We start from the raw sequence: 20,901 nt of genomic DNA, 5'->3' as shown, positions 1-20,901 counted from the left end.
CCACCACCTTCATCCAGAAGAAGAAAGTCGCAATGCACAGAAACGATGGTTAAACTGAATTGTGACCCTCTTCTCACAATAAGTACTCTTTTATATGAAAAGAAGTATTACAACTTCTATTTATAGTATGTACTTCCTCTTACCAAATTGCAAGCTTTAGTAACAATATTTGTGTAAATGGATATGGAGTGGTGTGATACAGGTTGGTGGCCGAAGGTCATCAACCTGCATCACACCACTCAGACGAGCGCCGCAGGCGCGAGAAGTTATGTGGCAACCCTCAAGCCCCTGCAAGAGGCATCTGCGCCAGCAAACTAACTCTATACTGCTCAGCCAGTGGCACCAGGGGAAAGCGCTCCTCTTTAATCTGGGTCAAAAGCGCGCTGGCCTCATTCCAGGCCAGGTTATACTCATCGTCCGAAATAACGCCCTGCTCCAGCGCCTCATCCAGTTCATCGACATCTATCAATTCGATCTTGTCACCTGGGAGAAAGATGATATCCAGGTACAGATCTTCGTACCACAATACTCCCTGCTCATCTATAAATGTACGTTTGCAGATGTCAACATACCACTGCACGGCCTCACCTTGCGCATTAAACATGGCCGTGGCAGCATGCCTGGCACCCTGTGGAAAGATCTGTAACCAGGAGTATCCATCATCTACTATGCAGATACTCTGTCCAGCATAGGGTACCCATAGTGGCTCCCGCACCTCATCAAAATAGATCAGGCTCACATGCCCCTGGAAAGCCTCTGTCTCGCTTGCTTGTAACGCAAATCGATGCTTGCGGATACGCTTCCAGCCATCGCCTCTATCTGCGCGCTTCCGTTTCACTGCTTTCCTCCCGCTTGTTTTTTAAAGCACAGCATATCACAATTTCCTGTGTAGTCGTGCGCACGCATCTAACAGGCAGAGGCTCTGGACTAGAATTATCAACGTTTACGTGATATTGTTACACTATGCGCAAATTTTTACTCATTCGTCACGTCCAGCCCGAGATCACTCTGAGTACGCCTGCACGGATCTGGCCGCTTTCCCCTGAGGGACACGCAAGCACCTTGCCACTCACTCCATGCATCGGCGATCATTATCTACCAATCGAGCAGGCATAATATCGAGACAGGTAAATAAAATTTTTCAAAAAAGCAGGTGGGCCACGATGGAGACCAGCACGCAAATAGGCCAGATAATAGGGAACTATCGAATTACGGAAAGGATCAGTGGCGGTTCCTTTGGGAGCGTCTATAGAGCAGAGCATATCCATCTCAAAAGAAGAATAGTAGCCATCAAACTCCTACATACACATCTAGAATCTTCTACTGAACAAAAATACTTTACGCAAGAGGCCCACTTTCTTGCTCAGCTTGAGCATCCACATATTTTGCCCTTGCTCGACTTTGGCTTTAGCGAGAGCCAGCCATATCTGATCACGCGTTATGCTCCTGGCGGTTCCTTTGGCAAGGCTATCGCGCTCGATCCTGATGCCGCTATTGTTTATGCCAACAAAGGGGTGGCATTGGAATGTCTTCAAAGGTATGAAGAGGCTTTGAATAATTACAGTCAGGCTATTACCCTCGATCCTACCTACGCCATTGCTTATATCAATAAAGGGGATGCCTTAAGCAATTTTCAGCGCTATGAAGAGGCTCTAGTGGCTTATAACCAGGCCATTGCCCTCGATCCAAATGATCCTGCTGCTTATACAGGCAAGGGGCTTGCGCTATAACAACTCCAACGCACAAAGAGGCTGTAGTCATCTAGAAGCGATTCTTGCCATCTTATCAACATACAAACAAGGAGTATCTACCTGTATGCCTCACCTTACATTTATCTATTGCCCACACTGTGCAACAGCCCTTATCGAGAAAGAGATACATGATGTTCGCCGCCTCTTCTGCCCAGAGTGCCAGTATGTTCACTACCCACAGCCAAAGTTAGTCGCGTTAGTGGTAATCGAATACGAGGAAAAGCTATTGCTTCTCAAGCGAAATATAGAGCCAGCGAGAGGGCTATGGAACTTTTGTGGAGGTTATATAGAGCTTGGTGAGACAGTTCAGGAGGCGGTCATTCGAGAAGCGAAGGAAGAAGCCAATATTGATATTCAGTTAGACAAGTTGATCGGTATTTATGGCGGAGAGGAAGGCTCGAACGTCGTGGCTGCATTTCACGCGCAACTGCCTGGTAATCAGATCAGCCATTTAGTCATCCAGGCTGAAGAGGTAAGCGAATTTGCTTTCTTTGCCTGGGAAGAGCTCCCACCTCTCGCCTTTCCCGTTCACTACCAGATCCTGCGCGATTGGAAAGCAATGAAATTATAGAGATGCGCTACTGACGTATGCGCCTACGCTGAGGGCGTAAGCGCATACGTCAGTAGCGCATCTCCGCCTACGCGAGGATGGCGTCGATGCGCTGGAGCACCTCATCGCCGAGTTTCTCAACGAAGTCGATGGCCTGAACATTGTCCTCGACCTGCTCGGGACGGGTGGCGCCGATAATGGCACTACTTACGCCGGAGTTGCGCAACACCCAGGCCAGTGCCAGTTGCGCGCGGCTGGCGCCAAGCTCGTCAGCAATCTCTTTGAGCTTGCGTACACGAGACACGTTGGCGTCGTTGAAGAAGCTATCGCGCGCCCATGTCTCGCGGTGGAAGCGTGTACCTTCATCAATACCATTATCATACTTACCTGTCAGCATGCCCTGACCCAGGGGCGAGAAGGCAACCAGGCCAATTCCACGCGGCTCAATAATTGGCAGAATCTCGCGCTCAACGCGCTCGCGCTCGAGCATGGAATACTGTGGCTGCTCGACAACTGGTGCATAGAGGTTGTAGCGTTCGCAAAGTTGATAGACCTCGGCGATCTGTGAACCCTCCCACATAGAGGTTCCCCAGTAGAGCACCTTACCCTGGTGAATCAGGTCGTCCATGGCACGCGCCGTCTCCAGTAGCGGAGTCTCTGGATCTGGGCGATGGCAGAAGTAAATATCGATGTAGTCCGTGCCAACGCGCTTCAGGCTCTTTTCCACACTTTCCATGATATGTTTGCGCGAGAGCCCCCGATCATTCACATCATCGCTCATGGGCCAGAAAACCTTCGAGGCAATTACCAGGGTATGACGTGGGAAATCACGCAGAACCGCTCCCATCTCCTTCTCTGCCTCACCACGACCATAAACATCCGCGATATCAAAATAGTTGATGCCCTTCTCATACGCCATGCGGATAACCTGCTGCGCCGCCTCCTGGGCTGTTTTCCCCTCACCGTAGTTGATCCAACCACCCAATGCCACGCTGCTCACTTTTGTACCCGTGTTACCAAGACGACGATACTGCATATATCTAAGCTCCTTCTGGTTTTTTTCATGGCTATACAAATAGTTCCACCATGAAAAAAACACGTTGGTAGCTCAGATTTATTCCCGAGAGGAGCCATTAATCAACGCGGAGCTGCTTAAGCGCCTAGCATTGCTGGTGTTTATCACGCAGAAAGCGCAAGGCATAGGCAAAGAGTACCACAAAAAACAGGCACAGAACTCGGCTCAAGCCTGAGTAAGAGAAGAGATAGACGCTGCTAAAGCACGCGTCTACATATGATCCAGATGTAGACGCGTGCTTTAGCAGCGTCGGTCTCCCACAGTTTAATGCTAGGGCTTAAAGACGGCCCGTACGCAACCATCCTCCTTATGCTTGAATATAGCGTACCCAACTGGTGCCTCTTCCAGCGGGAAATGGTGCGTTGCCAGGTAGGAAGGATCGAGCTGGCCCTTCTGTACATAGTCCAGCAAGCGTGGCACATACTTTTGTCCGTGCTGTTGCGCGCTACGCACCGTCAGTCCCTTATTCATAATGACCCCAATAGGAAACTTATCCATCAGGCCATACACGCCAAGGATTGAGAGCGTTCCGCCCTTGCGACAAGCCATGATTGCCTGGCGTAGCGACTCACCCCGGTCCGTATGAAAACGCAGCGCCTGCTTGGCACGATCGTACATATAATCTACCCCGGTTCCATGCGCCTCCATGCCCACAGCATCAATGCAGCCATCAGGACCACGCCCCCCGGTCATCTCCTTGAGCGCTTCAAGAACGCTATCTACCTCGGTATAGTTGATCGTTTCAGCGCCAGCCTTTTCCTTCGCCATCTGCAATCTCTCGGGGAAGCGGTCGATGGCGATGACGCGCTCTGCCCCCAGGAGGTAGGCGCTCTGTATCGCCATGAGACCTACACCACCACAGCCCCAGACCGCAATCGTATCTCCAGGCTGAATATTGCAGAAGTCCGCCCCCATAAAACCGGTTGGCACGGCGTCCGAGAGGAAGATGACCTGCTCATCACGCAATCCCTCGGGCACACGGAAGCAGTCGTTGTCGGCATATGGCACGCGTACATACTGGGCGTGCGCGCCAGCATAGCCGCCAAAGGCGTGAGTATAACCGTAAATGCCAGCGGTTGGATAGCCCAGGACGGGTTCTTGAAGCTCGGCGTTGGGATTCGTATTATCGCAGAGCGAGTAGAGGCCGTGCTGGCAATACCAGCAGGCGCCACAGACAATAAAGGAGGGTACAACCACGCGGTCGCCCTTCTTTACTTTCTTCACCTCATGACCAATCTCCACCACCTCGCCCATAAACTCATGCCCGATGACATCACCCTTACGCATTGTCGGAATGTAGCCATCAATGAAGTGCAAATCTGAGCCGCAGGTGGTCGACATAGTGACCCTTAAAATGGCGTCGTGCGGATTAATAATCTCGGGATCGGGCACGGTCTCCACCTGGAGATCATTGACCCCATTCCAGCAGAGTGCTCGCATAGCTTTCTTCTCCTTAATGCGCGTAAGCGGTTGCGCGGGCCGCTGGATTGTGTTCAAGCGTTGGAATCTCGCCCGTTTCGGCCAGGCTCTTAAAGCGCCTTAACGCTTTCTCCACTATCATATCTGGCATGATACCCAGGGTATGTATCACGCCACTCCCAATTGAGCCACCCGGCGTGTCAAAGCGGAAACGCAGGGTCGCGACCGTTCCCCAGTCTGCGGGAGCAGGATAAAAACTAATCATTCCATCATTTGAGATTGGTGCGTCCTCAAGTGATTGCCAGCGTAAAAGCCGTCCCGGCTGGCTCTCCACGGTATGCGTCTCCCATTCCAGGTGGCGCTCCAGGGGCAAACTCACGCGCCAGTGTATATGATCGCCCATCCCCCTGGTAACCTCCACGCTATCTCCCATGATCTTTGAAAGCGTAGATGGATCGCTCCAGAGCCGGTGCAACTCTTCAGCGGGTCGTTGAATGGTAATCGAACGCTCAAGCTCAGTGAGCCTGGCTTCTGGCTCTTTGAGCCTGTTCGCCGTATTGATCCCGAGTAGCTCATAGAGGTAGCTATGCCCGCTAAGCCCCCGGTAGAGCAGAGCCAGGCCTAGCACCCCTCCAACCCAGGAGCGGCGTACTATGCCACCCAAAACGAATGCCCCACCTAACCCTACAGATACTCTCCGCTCCCATAGTTCTACGTTTACTTCACCCAGATCCATAATGTCTCCTTCTGTAACATACACACTTATGCTCTGTCTTCAGAAGAGACACGTATCATCATCACAGAATGATTACCTTTGCGAATGTTTGAAGCACCTCGCCACTTTGTGGCGAGCAGAGGGAGGGGATGTTGCTGGTGGGCTGGCGAAGCCAGCCCACCAGCAACATCCCCTCCCTCTGCTCGTACCCAGCATCTTTTTCACACCATCGCCTGGAGACATGACTATACTATAGGCAGATAGCAATTCATCATTTGTCTTTGCTCTCAACCATGGCCCGACTTCGGCGCTCACACTTCTCCCATGTTCGTATGTAATCCTCAGCCGAGCGGAAGAGGGGGACCAGGTCTTCATGCGTCAGGCCAACGTTCTTCAGGTCCTGGAGCAGATCGGGCAGCAGACCATAGTGCGCAACGCCATCCAGATTAATATCAAAGTCGCGCTCGCCCGTATAACAGCGCTTGAGAGGAGGATTATCTCCCTCCATCTGCTCCCAGCGCCGCCAGATAGCCATTACCCTGGGATACATCTCGTGGACTGGCTGTGGATCACGCTCCGTCGTCCCCGGTTCCAGGCCCGTTTTCACTAAGAAGGCAACGCGTTGCTCCCACGGCTCATTCCCGGTAAGGAGGCCTGGCCGCTCCAATTGCGCATCATCCAGGGCGAAGAAACCCTTCGCAAAGTGTACCGCTCGATTAAAATAATTTAGAATATTCGGACTTTTCCAGGGATCACAGCCCGCCTTGTACAGCCCAATAGCCTGCCAGACATCACGCTGTAAGCCATCATAGACATCGCCCTCAAGTACGCCTTCAAAGCGGTAGTGATGAGTATCAGCTAGAGACTCATCATAGCGCACGCCGTTCTCCTGCGCCTCGACCTGCTCTCTCCTCAAGGATCTGCGCCTGGAATCGCGCCCCATGCCCGGCACATCATAGTCCAGGAAGTAGCTCGCGTTCAGACCAAAGCGCGGAGCGTTAAACTTGGCGAACCCATTAGTATCGGTACCAAAGCCAACGCCACGTCCGCCCATTTTCTCGACGGCGTAGAGATACGCCTGCGCCCAGGACTTGGACGAGCCTGCACAGTCTCCGCGCACCTTCCCCTGTAAACTGGGAATGACCTCGCCGACTTCGCGCACATCGGCCTGGCAGGCAAGTGGCCCTATGATACCTCCAAGTTTGGCGATACGCTCTATCTGCAAGGCGGTCTTCAGACCTTCGCTAGCACACTTCTGATTACAGGCGGTCTCTTCATTGCGCTTCAGAGCCAGTTCGCGAAAGCCTGTATGTCCAGCGACCACGGGATAGTCATACTGCTCCACCAGGTCCAGTGTCGCTTCAACAGCTTTATGAGACATATGGTCAACCTCTATGAGCATCCCCAGGCTCATCATCTGGCACAATAAGAAGTGTCCCAGTTCGGTCAAGCCCTTACCATTCATATGGCCCCCGTTCACCTGGCGATAAGGCGGGTTGTAGCCCTGCGTCACACGCGCAATATCGATGGCCAGGCCCGGATCTTCCTGCAAGCGATACTCTATGCCATAGGCGCTGCCATCCTCAACCGCGAAATAGTCCTTATGCAGATAATGATTGACCAGGCTAAAGAGGTCATAATAGATCGCCGAACCTGAGAAGATATTATCCGCCATATGCACAGGAAAGAGGTGGCGTACGCCGAGATCATGATAAAGGTGCGCAAGATAGGTGCTGATCTCCTCTTCCGTGGGCAGTTGCGGCTGCTTCCAGTTCCCCAGCGAGTCAACTTCTACACCAAGCACGATAGCCAGTTTGTTCTGGTGAATAATCCGCCGCGCCTCGGCGGGCGTATAGGCTATCTCCATCCAGTCATGATGCCGGGCCGCAAGTTCTTTCATGGCCGCAATCTGGCACTCAACTACGCTTTTATCATCGTATGGATCCTGCCCATTGTAGTTGCTCGCCAGCATCTCGTTATTGACCGCGTGCGCAACCAGCAAGCGTAGGCCACCATCAAAAGCGCGCCGTATCCAGTCGATATACATTTGTTGGTGTACAAGCGTGGTAAAGCGTGGCCAACCATCAAACTGGGGATAGCCACCAACCAGGTGCCCTACATTTATGCCATAACCAATCTGCTCAAAGAAGGACATCAAGATGCTGCTGCGGCGACCAGCAATGCCTGTACCGGCGATGCCATGAGCCTTCACACACTTCGCCATAGCCTCATCTACAGGGCCATCCGGCTGCCCCCAGAAGATGACACCCCCAAAGGCCAGGTGCGCCATTGGATGCGTATGCAGATCGGCGAAGCCCCACATAGGCGCATCGGGATCTATTTCGCCCGCCTCCGTCTCCAGGGTCAACGGAGTCTCAGCCGAGAAGCGCACATCAGCAACATTAATATGCCCGCTGATCGAACTATCGCTTATACGCACACTGGCCCACTCCCCCACGAACTCCTGGGCATAGAAGACCACTCTCCGCATCATCTCATGGCCAAGGCTCGTAGCTTGAAATACCTGGAAGAAGTCGCTGTTCTCCCTGGCTATATAAATTCTGGAATAGCTATCGCTCAGACGGGAGCGATTACTCTCGTTGGCCTTGATCAGGAGAGAGATGCTACAGGCGTCGTTGACATCGCTACCACCAAGCAGACAGGTAAACCAGGGGGAAGAGGCTTCGAGGATAAATGTCTCAGAAGTCAGGGTGCCCGTTAAATAATCCTCCGTGCTAATCCAGTACTCGCCCCGCTGACCCACGGGATATGGACCATCCCAGTAATCTCCACCCAACGGCACAAGTTTGGGCTTAACCTGGCCCGCACGAAAGCGGTCTCCACGCACTGGTTGCCCACGAAAGGCCTCGCCCTCGGCGTGCCATCCCGACAGATCACCTCCCGCGAAATCTAGCCTTAGCGCGGGCTTCTGCCTATCCTTATCTACTCCTGTGCTTGTGGAGCAAGCACAATTCCCCGCTACAAGCTCTTGCAAACACACCCCACACCGCAACATATCCACAATACTATTCCTCCCACCACATCTCCAATTCTTTCCCTAAAAATAATCCATTCCTCCCTAAAAAGTAAATAGGAACTGTTTACATATGCAACGAGACATATATATACAGCTCCCATTTTTGGATTTCATATACCTGGTGCAAGTGAAGCAATGTCCTTTTTCTTACTACCCTAGCTTCTGTGTAAATGCAAACACAAGTGTGCTACACAGATAGCACACTTGTGCCTGGCACAAAACCTAAATACCTTAAGGCCACTTAGTTTGATAGTCAATAGTAGATTTACAAACCATCTTCAAAGGGCTATTCCTGCCCTTTCTGCATGCTCTATTACCTATTCGCTTGTGTGTAGCACACTTTCTGGCACAAATATTGCTTTCTCCAATATTTACAACCCTGCGTGTGCTATATGCTCTTGCTATATGGAATACATAGATTAGCTGAAGCGCTATATAAGGCACGCATCAATGGCTGGCTATACTCAAAACGCTCATTAAAACCCCTGTTTCGATGGCGAAACATAGATGCTGTACTCATTAGATCTGTAGACAATCAATGTTTTAGTTCCAAAAAAGGATTGGCTTTCAATGCAGAAAACCGGTATGGATGCCACGCCCACGCGGCGCTTCTCGCGCTGGCGCACCCTCCTGGGTCTGGCCTTCGCGCTCCTCTTGCTTGGCCTGGGAACACGGGCAACTCTGGCCGCTCAAGCCGCCAGTTCTTCCGCGCCCGATGGTCCAGGCGCGCTCTCCTACTTTGACCAGGCGCGCAAAGACTGCCTGGGAACCGCTCGCAATACGACCTCTAAGGTCTGGTTTACGCTCGCCAATGGCGTATTGAGCGATGTCTATTATCCAACCATCGACAATACCAATGTTAAAACGCTGCAATACGTCGTGACCGATGGCAGCAGCTTCACGGACTTGCAAACACGCGATATGACCTACAGCGTGCAGGCACTCAATGGGCCTGAGCTGGCCTGTCGCGTGACGGCGACCGCCAAAAGCGGCAAGTATCGCCTCGTGACCGATTATCTGACCGATCCCAGCGCCAATACAGTGGTGATGCGCCTACACTTCCAGCCTCTGACCGGAAAGCTCTCCGACTACAAGCTCTATCTGCGCTACGACGCCACAATCAATGGCAATGGCGGGGGCAGCTCCGCCAACGGTGGAGGTGATTCCGGCACTATCGATACCTCAACCGGGCACCAGGTTCCCATCGCCTTCGATACCAATACAAAGTCCAATGCCGCCAACCGCGACTACGCTGTGCCGGTCTATAGCGCACTGGACGCTTCACAACCCTTCCTCCAGGCGACCAGTGGTTTTGTAGATGGCCAGAGCGATGGATTGACGCAGTTGGACAAGTCGCACAGTCTGACAGCGCTCTATACGGATGCCAACAATGGCAACCTCGTTCAGACCATGCAGGCCGATCTCTCACATGGCAGCAACCTGACCTTTACACTAGGCTTTGGGCAAACGCAGGCCGACGCGGTCAAGGCTGCTGAGAGTTCTCTGAAGCGCAACTTCGATACAATGCTCGCGCAATATACCCTGGGCTGGCTCCACTACGACGCCCAACTAAAGCTTGGGGCAATCAAACAACCACACCTCTCCGCTGACCAATATAAACAGTTGCTTGAAGAGTATTATCTGAATGCGAATGTGATCAAAGCCTCGGAGGATAAGACCTATCCTGGCGCGGTGGTGGCCAGCCTGGCCTCTCCCTGGGGACAGGCCGTCTCGGCAGGTGATCCTAATAACAGCTACTTTGGCTCTTATCGCGAGGTCTTCGCGCGCGACCTCTATGAGGCCTGGACCGGCTTCTATGTGGATGGAGACCTGGCGACGGCGCGCGCGATGGTCAACTATCTCTTTGACCGCCAGCAGCAGGCTGATGGCTCGATGCCACGCAATAGCCTGCTCAACGGCAAGACCGCGCCTGACTCCTTCGGAACCCAGCTCGATGAGGCCAGCTACCCCATTCTGATGGCCTATCAGCTCAATATGACCGACGCCACGCTCTATACTCAACATATCAAGCCTGCCGCCAATTTTGTGATCAGTCACGGTCCAAGCTTTGGCGTGGAGCGCTGGGAGGAGCAGGGCGGCTACTCGCCCTCGACGATTGCCGCCGAGATCGCGGGGCTGGTCGCGGCCTCAGATATCGCGACGAAAAATGGTGATACACAGAGTGCCAAAATCTGGTTGGGCGTGGCCGACGACTGGCAGCGCTCAATTAAGAAGTGGACTGTGACGACCAATGGCTCGCTCTCGACTCAACCCTACTTTATCCGTCTCTCCAAGACCGGCGATCCCAATGCCAGCATCAGCTATAACCTGGGCAATGGTGGCCCCACTCAGGATCAGCGGACCGTTATCGACGCGGGCTTCCTGGAACTGGTTCGCCTGGGCCTGCTCCCCGCCAACGATAGCGATATCCAAAACTCTTTGAACATCGTTGATAAGACCATCAAGGTTGATACCAGTAGCGGCAGCGGTTGGTATCGCTACAATGGTGATGGCTATGGCGACGGCTCCAAGGATGGTCATCCCTGGGCGCCCAGCGGACAGGGCAATGGACACCTCTGGCCGCTGCTGACCGAGGAGCGCGGCGAGTACGATGTATCAAGCGGCAACTACGATAGCGCCGCGACCCTGCTGGACACGCTGCGCAAGTTTGGCTCCGGCGTAGGCCTGATCCCTGAGCAGGACTGGGAGCAGCCCGACCTGGTGGCCTCGCCCTACGGGACCGATCCCACGGTTGCCTCCATCGGCTTCCAGAACGGGAAGCCCGCTGGTTCGGCGGCTCCCCTGACCTGGGCCTCGGCCTCCTATGTGCGCCTCTTCAACAACCTGGCGGCGCAGAAGGAGCTTGAACGTCCCGGCAACACCTACGAGCGTTACGTTATCAATCACACTAGTCAGACCACGCTCACGGTGAGCACGCCGCAGAATCTCTCGTCGGTCAATGGCTCACCCATCACGATCACCGGTACGACCGCGCCCGGCAACACGATCTATGTTGCCGCCACCAACACCGATCAGCAGAGCGCGACCACAACCTATAGCACAACCGCGGGCGCGGATGGCTCCTTCTCACTGCAAGTTGCGGTCACAGGCGGAACCACAGTGCTCAACACCGTTGCAGTGAGCCCGGATGGCGCGACCGCCCATGATACGCGTAGCATCGTGTACGACTTCACGCCCGGCAAGCTTCTCTTTGAGACGACTGACCCGAATAACGACGATAACGGTCCCGGCAACTACGCCTATCCAACCGCCAGCGACTTCCATCCCGGCGCCTATGATATGCAGGACTTCCGCGTCTACGATGATGGCACCAACATCATCTTCAAGGTGCAGGTCCGCGATCTGACGCCGACCTTTGGCAGCCCGCTGGGCGCGCAGCTCATCGATGTCTACGTACACGAACCTGGAGCCAGTCAGACCTCGACCTCGGCGGCCTATCCGCAGCGTAACTATAGCATCGATCCGGGTGCGGCCTGGAGCCAGCTCTTAGAGGTTCAGGGCTTTGGTCAACGCTACGTCGACGCTAGCGGGACGACGCTGGGCACGATCAACATCAGTGCCAATGCCATCTCACGCTACATCACCTTTAGCGTACCCAAGGCAACGCTGGGCCAGCCCGGCTCCGGCTGGGGCTTCACGGTCACTTTGACCGGGCAGGACGGCTACAGCCCTGACCAGGCGCGCAGCTTCGCCTCGACGCCCCAACCCTACAACTTTGGCGTCTGCGCGACGGCAAGCAGTGATCCCCACTGCACGGTCGATCCCGCCACGGTACCCAAGGTCATGGATGTGCTCACACCCAACAACGTGCAGCAGTCCAGTGAGCTTGACTACACAAAAGGCCCGGTCGTCCTCCAGGACGTGGTCATACCCTAAGACTATTCCTGATTCCTCCACCCTCATGTGGACCCTGAATCGAAGATGCTTCAGGGTCTTTTTTCTATCCCTCACACTTCCTACTTCCTGCGTAGTGGGACGTATATATGTTGTACGATAGAGGAAAAAGTTAGATAGAGGAATATTCATGCTGGAAAAGGAACGCTTTATCGCTTTCCTGGAGCGGCCAAGTGATCTGAAAGAGATGCAGGCGGGCCAGGAGGTGTTCGCGAGGCAAGAGGTGCACCATTTTATTCGTTCGATACAGGATGTTGACGAGGCGTTGCGCGAGCTAGCTCCGTTGCTGACCAATGTGGATGGCTTTCACGCGGGGGCGCTGGCTCTGCTGTGTGGCTCGCTGGTAGAGCGGGACGGCGACGTTGCGCTCCCAATTGAGGCGGCCCTGGAGCTTACGCTACGCCAGTTGCAGCAGGCACTGAGCTATAGGAAAGTCTGTCGTGATTTGAGCGGTGAGGAACTCTTCCTGCACTTTCCAGAGGCCACACGGGCGCACTATGCACTGAACTTTACGCTCCTGGCGGCGATGACGATGCTCTCACGCGATAAGCAGAAGCGCAAAGAGTGGCAGCAAAGCCAGGATATACGTGAGCTTGTAAATGATGTCTGGCTACTGTGCGAGGAACAGCGTGAGCGCTATGATCCGCTGGTCTACATCAAAGAGCTGCTGAATCTGCTGGATGATAAAGAGTTGCTCGTTCTCGATCCGCTGGATAAGCGTGGCTTCCTGGTGCGTTTGGAGGGTGTGCAGGACCGCATGTATCACTGTTATGCCCTGTTGCAGTATACACTTTTGGAACATGTGGGGCCTGGCTACCTTAACGCGAAGCCTGTTGATCCCGAGGCCGTGCACTACGCGCAAAATCGCGACCTGGCGCCCGAGGATCATCAGCGAGCAGAGGAGCTAAGCGATGAGCAGCGCTTTGCCTTTTACTATCCTGGCGCACTACAGCAGGATGAAGAGGGCTATGAACTCAACGCCTTTGCCTTCTTCCCCGGCTCTGCCAGCTTCTATGAGATTCCCCGCTTCGATAGTATGCCTGTCCTCCTGATCGGCGAGAAAACTACGACCTTCACCTGGCGGCCCAATAATATGTATCCTGTGCTGCATGATGCATTGAAGTCTCGCGTCAGGATTATGCGTGAGCTGCCTCTGGAAGAGGTTGAGACTATGCTCCAGCGTATTGTGGAGCATACTCATTCATAGCGTATGTAATAGCTATCCATCACACTTTGTGTCGTGACTCCTCGCCACTGTGTGGCTCGCAAGAATAAAGAAGCGCCAGCGACGTGTGGGCTGATCGCCCGCACGTCGCTGGCGCTTCTGACTCGGGTATGAACGAGTGTGCGATTTTCGTTATCAATCACACCCTGGCTCAGCTATGAGTGGGGGGATGGCTTTCGTTATCAATCACACCCTGGCTCAGCTATGAGTGGGGGGATGGCTTTCGTTATCAATCACACCTTGAGCCTGGGCGGATTTGAAGGTAGCGGCGAGCAGGCCGTTGAAGGGTTCGGGTAGCGGCTCGTCAAATTTAGGGAGGCGCTTGCCATCGTTCAGGAGCAGTTTGCGCAGGGCTTCGAGGAAGTGCGAGATGGGTTCTAATTCCTCGGCTTCTGGCACGTCGAGCAGGTCGTATTGCATTAATTGCAGGCGGAAGGCCAGGCGGCGCAGGCGCTCCTTACGGTGCTCATCCACACGAGTCAGGGCGCGTACAGTGTCGCGTGCAGCCTGCTCAACCATGAGATCGAGGGGCGCGAAGCCAGGCATCTCCCAGATGGGCAACTTTGAGATGGCCTCAATCCTGTCAATAAGACCATCAAAGGGCGGCAGAGCAAGGGCACGCGCTTCTTCTACTGTGCTTCCCCGACTCAAGGCGGCGAGGCTCTTAATGAGCGCAAGCGTTACCCGTAGCTGCTCCTCAGCACCCTCGCCCTGTACGGGATGCTCCTGAGCCTGTTTTGAGATAGCGTTCCCTTGTTGGTCCAGCGCGCTTGCCCACTGCTCACGCTCCTTGGAACTGGCTTTCTGGGAGAAACGAAGCATAAGCGCGATGGTACCTGCGTTATATTCGAGCCAGTCGTTGAAGCCGCCATCGGCATCTTTCTCGGTTGGCTCTTCCTCCAGTACAGGTTCGCCGCGCACCTCCTGCCCGACGCAGCGCACGAGCCAGGACCAGCGTACGGGCGAGACCTGCTCTCCCAGCAAGGGCTTCAGCAGCTCAGGCAGTGAGGCGGCTGCGGCCTCCAGGGCGGCATCAACTGTTCCAGAGGGAAGTTCCTCGCGAATGCCTGAGAGCGCACTTACTGCATCCTCACGCTGCTCGCTCGCAAGCTTGAGCCAGCGCTCCAGGGCGGCATTCCAGATCAGGTAGTCGACGGCGGCGCGCTGGGCCTTGTGGCCGTAGTACCAACGTGAGAGGCGGAAGAGGATGATAGCAACGCCTCGGGCATCACCCAATGCCATGTTCTGCTGAAACATCTCCTCCAGGGCCATAAGTTCCTTGCGCGCATGCCGTTCCTCCTCTTGCTCAGGAGTAAGAGGCACCGCGCCCGGCTCCTCCAGGGGTGCGGGTATGGGTTCACGACCAAGCGTGGCGAGGCGCTCATAGACATCGCGCGAGGCTGGCGGCATATAGCCTACGGCCTGGGCCGCGATCTCAAGCGCCTCCTCGCTCTCTTTTTCCTTAAGGTTGGAGGCACGCGCAATTTCGACGGCGCTCAAGGCGTTCAGGGCAGCGGCGCGATAGCGGCCCACGTCCAGGTTAATGCGCCCTGAGCGCGTCAGGGACGAGACGGCAAGTTGCGGGTTCTTCAAGGCATGTCCCAGGTGGCCCTCAACCTCTAAGAGCCGGGCGAGTTGAGGAGTAGAACCGCGATACTTGAGGTTTCCGCGTACGTTATCGAGCAGCGAGGCAGCCTCCTGAGACTGGCCCTGGGCAACCTTGGCACGCGCCAGCCCTAATACTGCGTTCATAAAATCGGGCATGCTCTCGCGCTTGCGAGCTATATCCATGGCCTCGCGATAGTAGCGCTCCGCCTCTTTCCACTTCTCCAGCGCCTCGTACTTATTGCCAAAGGAGGTGACTAGCTCTGGATAGCGCCCCTCTGTGATATTGGCCTCGCAGAGCTTCAGCCATCGCTCGGCCTCTGGCACGTACCCGGCATCTGCCGCGGCCTGGGCGATATGCAGACGCGCACAGGTCGCGCAGGAGTGACGCTTTGGAAGTTGGGTCAGAATATGCTGCGAGTTCTCGACAATCTCCTCATAGTAGCCAGCGGCATCCATCTCGACATAGCATTCAACGATATCATGATAGGCACAGATCCGCTGCGGGACATCGCGCACGCGCTCATCGGTCGCCAGCGTCAGCAGATCCACGGCCTCAGGCAAGGCCTTTTTGACATTGTTCTGGTGCAGCCAGAGCTGGAGCCGCCAGTGGCGTAAGTGAAGCTGCCAACGCAGGTCACCCGTTGAGCGCGCTATGTCGAGGGCCTGGTTGATCGCCAGGTTGGCGGAATCGCCATCGCTCTTATACTGCTGCCAGAACTCATAGTAGTAGCGGATCATGGTCTTCTTTGGACCATCCTCCGCCGCGAAACGCTCTTCGTCTGCATGCGTCCAGGCCCAGATATCGGTGGGATCTTTAGCCATCTGAATTATCCTTCTCCGAGTCGTAGGTTTCAGGTTGTTTGCTTAGCTCTTCGCGGATGGTCTCCAGCATCAGAGGCGAGATACGTGTGTGCTCCGCCAAGGTAGGCACATCGGCTGCAAGCAGGTCTTCAATAGTTTCGCAGGCGGCACAGAGGCGCCCGGCGGCCTCGGGATGCAGGCCCAGTTCAGTGAGCAAGGAGGAGCTCAAGGGCGCGCCAGCATTTGAGGCAGCGAGATCGAGGCCCGTCAGCTGTGAGAGCGCCCCGTTGATCTGCTCAAAACAGGTGATGGCGTCGTGAGCGGAGAGGCCCTGGCCAGCAAACATACGCGCATTGGCAACCAGGATGCGCACCAGGGGTTGAAACTGGGGATGTTCCACTCCCAGGTCACGTACACGCCGCAGGAGCGGGTTGCGTACATTGAGATGGAGCACACCCTTGAGTACGGCATCATCGACCTGCTGGCGCTTTAAATAGCCACGCACCAGCGAGCGAATGGGGCCAACAAAGCGCCCCTGGTCCATATTCTGCTGGGCGCGGCGCAGGCGCTCAGCTCCGGGAGGATAGAGCAGGATCATCGGCAAGTGCTCAGGCTCATAAGCCAGAAGTTTGACCGGGAGACCCTCGGCACGACAGGCGGCTACCAGGGCCTCCCACTGCTGCTCAGAGTCTTCTACAGGGGTAAAGAGATAGCTGGCGGCGGGCGTCAGCTCCTCGACTGGGACGCCATAGACCTGCCCATAGGTCTTCAAGAAGGCCACGTCGGCGAACCAGCGAGCGTCCACTACGGCCAGACGGCGGGCCTCAAAGAGGGCCAGGGCTTGCGTGACCCCATCGTCGTCCTCATAGTAGAAGATGCGCCCCGGATTCTCGCGCAGATATTCGGGAATGGTCAGTGTACCCCGGCTGGTTTTAAAGGTTACCAACTCCGAGACATAGTGAAAGAGCGCCACCGAGCGCACAGCCCAGCCCTTGATCAGGTCATTATGGGCCTGCACAATGGCTGACCAATCGAAGGGCGCATTCTCGGCCAGGTAGGAGAAATGTTCCAGCAGCAACGTCTCCAGCGCCTCGCGGAGCGCAGTATAGGTCTCGTCATGGCGCAGCGACTCACGGCTGGCGGTTGGATTGAGTACAGGACAATCGATCACACCGCTGACAAAGCGAGCCCAGGCGGGCAAGAGATCACGCTCCTGCTCGGTAATGAGCATATGGCGCACATAGATGGTCACATCTCCGTATTCCTGGAGGGAGATAACCGAGCGCGGCGGCACATAGAGCACGCCATGCAGCGGAATGCTTCGCCCATCTGAGGTAGTAATAGTTGTCAGTGGAAGTACCGTCAGGGGGCGTGAGCCAGCCCGCTCCTCCACCCAGGCGCTATAGAGCGCGGTACGGCCTGGCCCCTCCTCAAGCTCCTCGACCCAGGGCGCGGGATGCAGGTTGATGGGTTCGGGATCGTCGCCAAGCGTGATAGGGATAGGCAGGAACTGTGCATAGCCTCCTATCGCCTCGCGCAAGATGCTCGCGTCCTGCAGGAAGAGGGCGTCTTCGCGCAGGTCGAGCCGAACGGTGGTACCAATGGCATCGCGCGTCGCGGCACGCAGGGCATAGCTCTGTCCACCATCCGAAATCCAGCGCCAGGCCTCCTCAGGCGACTGATAGCTGCGCGTCGTGATCTCGATACGTGAAGAGATCATAAAGGCGGAGAGCAGACCCAGGCCAAACATACCAATCAACTCCAGGGCCTCCTCACGCTGGGCACTCCCCAGACGCTCGCGCAGCTCACGCGTATAGCCCCGACCTACGGTTGCCAGAAAGGTATTGATCTCGCTATGCGTCAGGCCCGAACCATTATCCTCTATCAAGAGCTGGTGCGAAGCGTGATCGATACACACAGTAATCTGTGGCGCGTATTCATCGGCTAGTTGTTCATCCTCCTGGCGACGGCGCGTGCAGGAGTCATGCGCATTCTGGATCAGCTCACGAACAGCAACGCGGGGATGGGAATAGAGGTGTTCACCCAGAACTTTCAGCAAGCCAGGCAAGTGGATTTCTACAGGATGGATCTCAAAATCTTCAGCCATAACTACAGCTCACAATCCAACAAATACCATTAAATATACCAATGCAGTTTTACAGTATACAGGCAAATGGTTGTGCTGACAAGCAAAAAATCTCCTCTTGACAGATTGGTGACCTTGTCGTAAAATAATGACTATGAAGTCATAAAATATGAACTGGTCAAAAACCATCTTTGTGGTCAGACTATTACTCACGCGTCTGAATAGCTGAGAAGACACAGTAAAACCTGGATAGACCTATGCAAACACCTACACCACATCTCACATTAAAAGAAAAACAACGTCAGGAGCGTGAGAACCTGATATTACAGACCGCGGAGGAGGTCCTGGAGGAGAAGGGCTACTACGAGACCTCTATGGACGAGATCGCTACACGCGTCGGTATCGCCAAGGGTACGATCTATACGCACTTTCCGAGTAAGGAAGAGCTGGTCGCTACCATTTTCGCGCGCGATATGCAAAAGTTTTTGCAAGGCTTTGATGCCATCCTAGAGGCAGAGCTGACACCGCGCGCCAGGCTAGAGAACATCATGTCCTATCTGCATGAGGGTCTCTATGGTCGGCGCGCCAAACTACTTTCCTCGACCTACACCGGCGTCGATCTTAAACGCCTGGTAAACGAGAAGAACGGCTCAATTCGCGAAATGTGGGAGTGCCTGATCTCGAAAGTGAGTAAGCTGCTGGATGAAGGAAAGGCCGTGGGCGAGTTTCGCACGGATGTCTCGACACGCGTCATGCTCTTCATGATGCTTAGTCTCTTCTCACCGCGCGCCCATGATCACGTCTTGCTGGAACATGATCTGACGCCAGACGAGCTACTACATCAATTAAAAACACTCTGCTTTTATGGTATGACACAAAATCAGCCAGAATAACTCTAGAATAGATATGAGGGTATGTATGGAAACAATAACTCATGACGAGGTGCAGTCCACAGCCTCGTCCCCTGTACAGGATGTAGAGGCGCCCCGCTTCACCCGCCGCGAAACGCTCCTCACCATGGCTGGCGTGCTGCTTGTAATGCTGCTGGCCTCCCTGGACCAGACGATTGTCGCGACAGCGATGCCACGCATCATCTCAGAGTTGCAGGGCTTTGATCGCTATACCTGGGTCACGACCGCCTACCTGCTGGCCTCCACGGTCATGGTGCCAATTTATGGCAAGCTCTCGGACCAGTTCGGTCGCAAACCCATCTTTCTGATTGGTATTGTGCTCTTCCTGACTGGCTCGGTCATGTGTGGCGCCGCGCAGTCGATGAACCAGTTGATCGCCTTCCGCGCTTTCCAGGGCCTGGGGGCAGCGGCCCTCATGCCTATCGCTATCGCCGTCGTGGGTGACCTGTTTACCCCACGCGAGCGCGGCAAGTGGCAGGGCGTGACTGGTGCCGTCTTTGGTCTCTCCTCCATCCTCGGGCCAACGGTCGGTGGCTGGATTACGGATAACTCGACCTGGCGCTGGGTCTTCTACGTCAACCTGCCCATTGGCATCATTGCCCTGCTGGTACTGATCTTCCTGATGCCTACTCTAAGATCCAAGAGTAAGGATACACGCATCGATTATATTGGTGCAGCGCTCCTGATGGCAGGCACCATTCCCCTGATGCTGGGTCTGACCTGGGCCGGGCAGGAATACGATTGGCTCTCCTGGCAGATCCTGGGGCTCTTCGCTATGGCACTTGTGTTCATGACACTCTTCTTCTTCTATGAACACACGCTTGAGAAGCGCGACGCGCAGCCTATCATCGAGCCAAGCATGTTCAAGAGCAGCGTCTTTTCGGTCTCGGTAGCGATCACTATGATCACCAATATCGCGATGTTTGGCTGCATCCTCTTCCTGCCGCTCTATGCGCAGGGCGTGCTGGGCATCAGCGCCACTAATAGCGGTCTCCTGCTCGCGCCACTGATGCTCTCACTGATCCTTGCCAGCGTCATTTCGGGTCAGCTCGTATCGCGCTTTGGTCGCTACAAATGGATCGCCTTCGTGGGCATGATCGTTACCGTTGGCGGTATGCTCCTGTTGCTGCGCCTGGGCGTCAACTCCACACAGGCAGATTTGATCATTGCCATGATCGTGCTTGGCCTCGGCCTTGGCTTCGGCATGTCGCTATATACGCTGATCGTGCAAAACTCGGTCTCAGCCAAAAAGATTGGCCAGGCCACCTCGTCGCTGACCTTCTTCCGCCAGATTGGTGGCTCGGTTGCCAGCGCGGCCCTGGGCTCAGTCTTGCTCAACACCTATAAGCCGGCCTTCCATAATGCGCTATCAACCGATGTGAAGAGCTTCTTCGACATGATTGGTGGCCACGCTCCCGGCGGCCTGGGTGATCAGCTTCTCTCTAGCTTTGATAACCCTAACATTCTGCTCTCGACCGATGCTCAGACGAAGACAGAGGCGTTCTTCGCCAAATTTGGCCCTGCGGGCAAGACCGTGTACGGTGAGATCCTGGGCGCCGTCAAAGATGGCTTAGCGCTGGGTATCCATAACCTCTTCCTGATCTCGCTCGGGCTTACCATCGTTGGCTTCGTTCTACTGTTCTTCCTCAAAGAAGTGCCGCTACGCGGTAGCAGCCAGAGCCAGGCCACGCAAGAGGCCGTCGCGGACAGCGAAGAGATCGCAAATCCGGTATTGATGCATTAGATCCGATAGATGCATTAAGTGCACTAAAATTCTTCCTCCAGTAGACATCCATTGGGAGTGGTGA

14 protein-coding genes are annotated in these 20,901 nt (G+C 55.0%); 7 read left to right on the top strand and 7 right to left on the bottom strand.

Annotation, left to right across the window (positions count from 1 at the left end):
- Nucleotides 1–280 precede the first annotated feature (280 nt).
- The gene (locus KTE_RS44565; protein WP_201393658.1) at nucleotides 281–838 is read right to left on the bottom strand and encodes a DUF402 domain-containing protein; all 558 of its coding nucleotides are present in this window, start codon (nucleotides 836–838) and stop codon (nucleotides 281–283) included.
- Nucleotides 839–963: 125 nt separating this feature from the next.
- On the opposite strand from KTE_RS44565, the gene KTE_RS44560 reads away from it, so the two are divergent.
- From KTE_RS44560 to KTE_RS44550, 3 genes are all read left to right on the top strand, one after another.
- Nucleotides 964–1,116: a hypothetical protein gene (locus tag KTE_RS44560; RefSeq protein ID WP_201393656.1), complete on the top strand. Its 153-nt coding sequence runs from the start codon at nucleotides 964–966 to the stop codon at nucleotides 1,114–1,116.
- A 47-nt stretch (nucleotides 1,117–1,163) separates the two neighbouring features.
- Nucleotides 1,164–1,730 (top strand): tetratricopeptide repeat protein, encoded by a 567-nt coding sequence (locus KTE_RS44555; protein WP_201393654.1) that lies wholly within the window; start codon nucleotides 1,164–1,166, stop codon nucleotides 1,728–1,730.
- A gap of 85 nt (nucleotides 1,731–1,815) precedes the next feature.
- On the top strand, nucleotides 1,816–2,322 hold the full coding sequence (locus tag KTE_RS44550) for an NUDIX domain-containing protein (protein WP_201393652.1): 507 nt from the start codon (nucleotides 1,816–1,818) through the stop codon (nucleotides 2,320–2,322).
- 67 nt (nucleotides 2,323–2,389) lie between these two features.
- Here the strand turns inward: KTE_RS44550 and KTE_RS44545 are convergent, their stop codons facing one another.
- From KTE_RS44545 to KTE_RS44530, 4 genes are all read right to left on the bottom strand, one after another.
- Nucleotides 2,390–3,337, bottom strand: a complete 948-nt coding sequence (locus KTE_RS44545) for an aldo/keto reductase family protein (protein ID WP_201393650.1) — start codon at nucleotides 3,335–3,337, stop codon at nucleotides 2,390–2,392.
- A gap of 309 nt (nucleotides 3,338–3,646) precedes the next feature.
- Nucleotides 3,647–4,816 (bottom strand): zinc-dependent alcohol dehydrogenase, encoded by a 1,170-nt coding sequence (locus tag KTE_RS44540; protein WP_201393647.1) that lies wholly within the window; start codon nucleotides 4,814–4,816, stop codon nucleotides 3,647–3,649.
- Nucleotides 4,817–4,829: 13 nt separating this feature from the next.
- Nucleotides 4,830–5,531 carry a YgaP-like transmembrane domain gene (locus tag KTE_RS44535; protein WP_201393645.1) on the bottom strand — a complete coding sequence of 234 codons (702 nt, stop codon included), beginning with the start codon at nucleotides 5,529–5,531 and terminating at the stop codon, nucleotides 4,830–4,832.
- Between the two features lie 250 nt (nucleotides 5,532–5,781).
- Nucleotides 5,782–8,526 carry a membrane dipeptidase gene (locus tag KTE_RS44530; RefSeq protein ID WP_236601062.1) on the bottom strand — a complete coding sequence of 915 codons (2,745 nt, stop codon included), beginning with the start codon at nucleotides 8,524–8,526 and terminating at the stop codon, nucleotides 5,782–5,784.
- A 591-nt stretch (nucleotides 8,527–9,117) separates the two neighbouring features.
- Here KTE_RS44530 and KTE_RS44525 point away from each other — a divergent pair.
- Nucleotides 9,118–12,444 (top strand): glucodextranase DOMON-like domain-containing protein, encoded by a 3,327-nt coding sequence (locus KTE_RS44525; protein WP_201393641.1) that lies wholly within the window; start codon nucleotides 9,118–9,120, stop codon nucleotides 12,442–12,444.
- 148 nt (nucleotides 12,445–12,592) lie between these two features.
- The gene (locus KTE_RS44520) at nucleotides 12,593–13,669 is read left to right on the top strand and encodes a hypothetical protein (protein WP_201393639.1); all 1,077 of its coding nucleotides are present in this window, start codon (nucleotides 12,593–12,595) and stop codon (nucleotides 13,667–13,669) included.
- A gap of 216 nt (nucleotides 13,670–13,885) precedes the next feature.
- On the opposite strand, the gene KTE_RS44515 is transcribed toward KTE_RS44520, so the two are convergent.
- Complete coding sequence (locus KTE_RS44515; protein WP_201393637.1) at nucleotides 13,886–16,117, bottom strand: hypothetical protein; 2,232 nt, start codon at nucleotides 16,115–16,117, stop codon at nucleotides 13,886–13,888.
- Complete coding sequence (locus tag KTE_RS44510; protein ID WP_201393635.1) at nucleotides 16,110–18,203, bottom strand: ATP-binding protein; 2,094 nt, start codon at nucleotides 18,201–18,203, stop codon at nucleotides 16,110–16,112. The genes KTE_RS44515 and KTE_RS44510 overlap by 8 nt, the downstream gene beginning before the upstream one ends.
- Nucleotides 18,204–18,439: 236 nt before the next feature.
- Between KTE_RS44510 and KTE_RS44505 the strand changes: the two genes are divergently transcribed.
- Nucleotides 18,440–19,075, top strand: coding sequence for a TetR/AcrR family transcriptional regulator (locus tag KTE_RS44505; protein ID WP_201393633.1), 636 nt, complete (start codon nucleotides 18,440–18,442; stop codon nucleotides 19,073–19,075).
- A 25-nt stretch (nucleotides 19,076–19,100) separates the two neighbouring features.
- Complete coding sequence (locus KTE_RS44500; protein WP_201393631.1) at nucleotides 19,101–20,837, top strand: MDR family MFS transporter; 1,737 nt, start codon at nucleotides 19,101–19,103, stop codon at nucleotides 20,835–20,837.
- Nucleotides 20,838–20,901: the final 64 nt, after the last annotated feature.

Source organism: Ktedonobacter sp. SOSP1-85, assembly GCF_016587415.1.
GTDB lineage: Bacteria > Chloroflexota > Ktedonobacteria > Ktedonobacterales > Ktedonobacteraceae > Ktedonobacter.
Note: the sequence above shows the minus strand (reverse complement) of the source record. Positions and strands in the feature narration are given on the sequence as shown.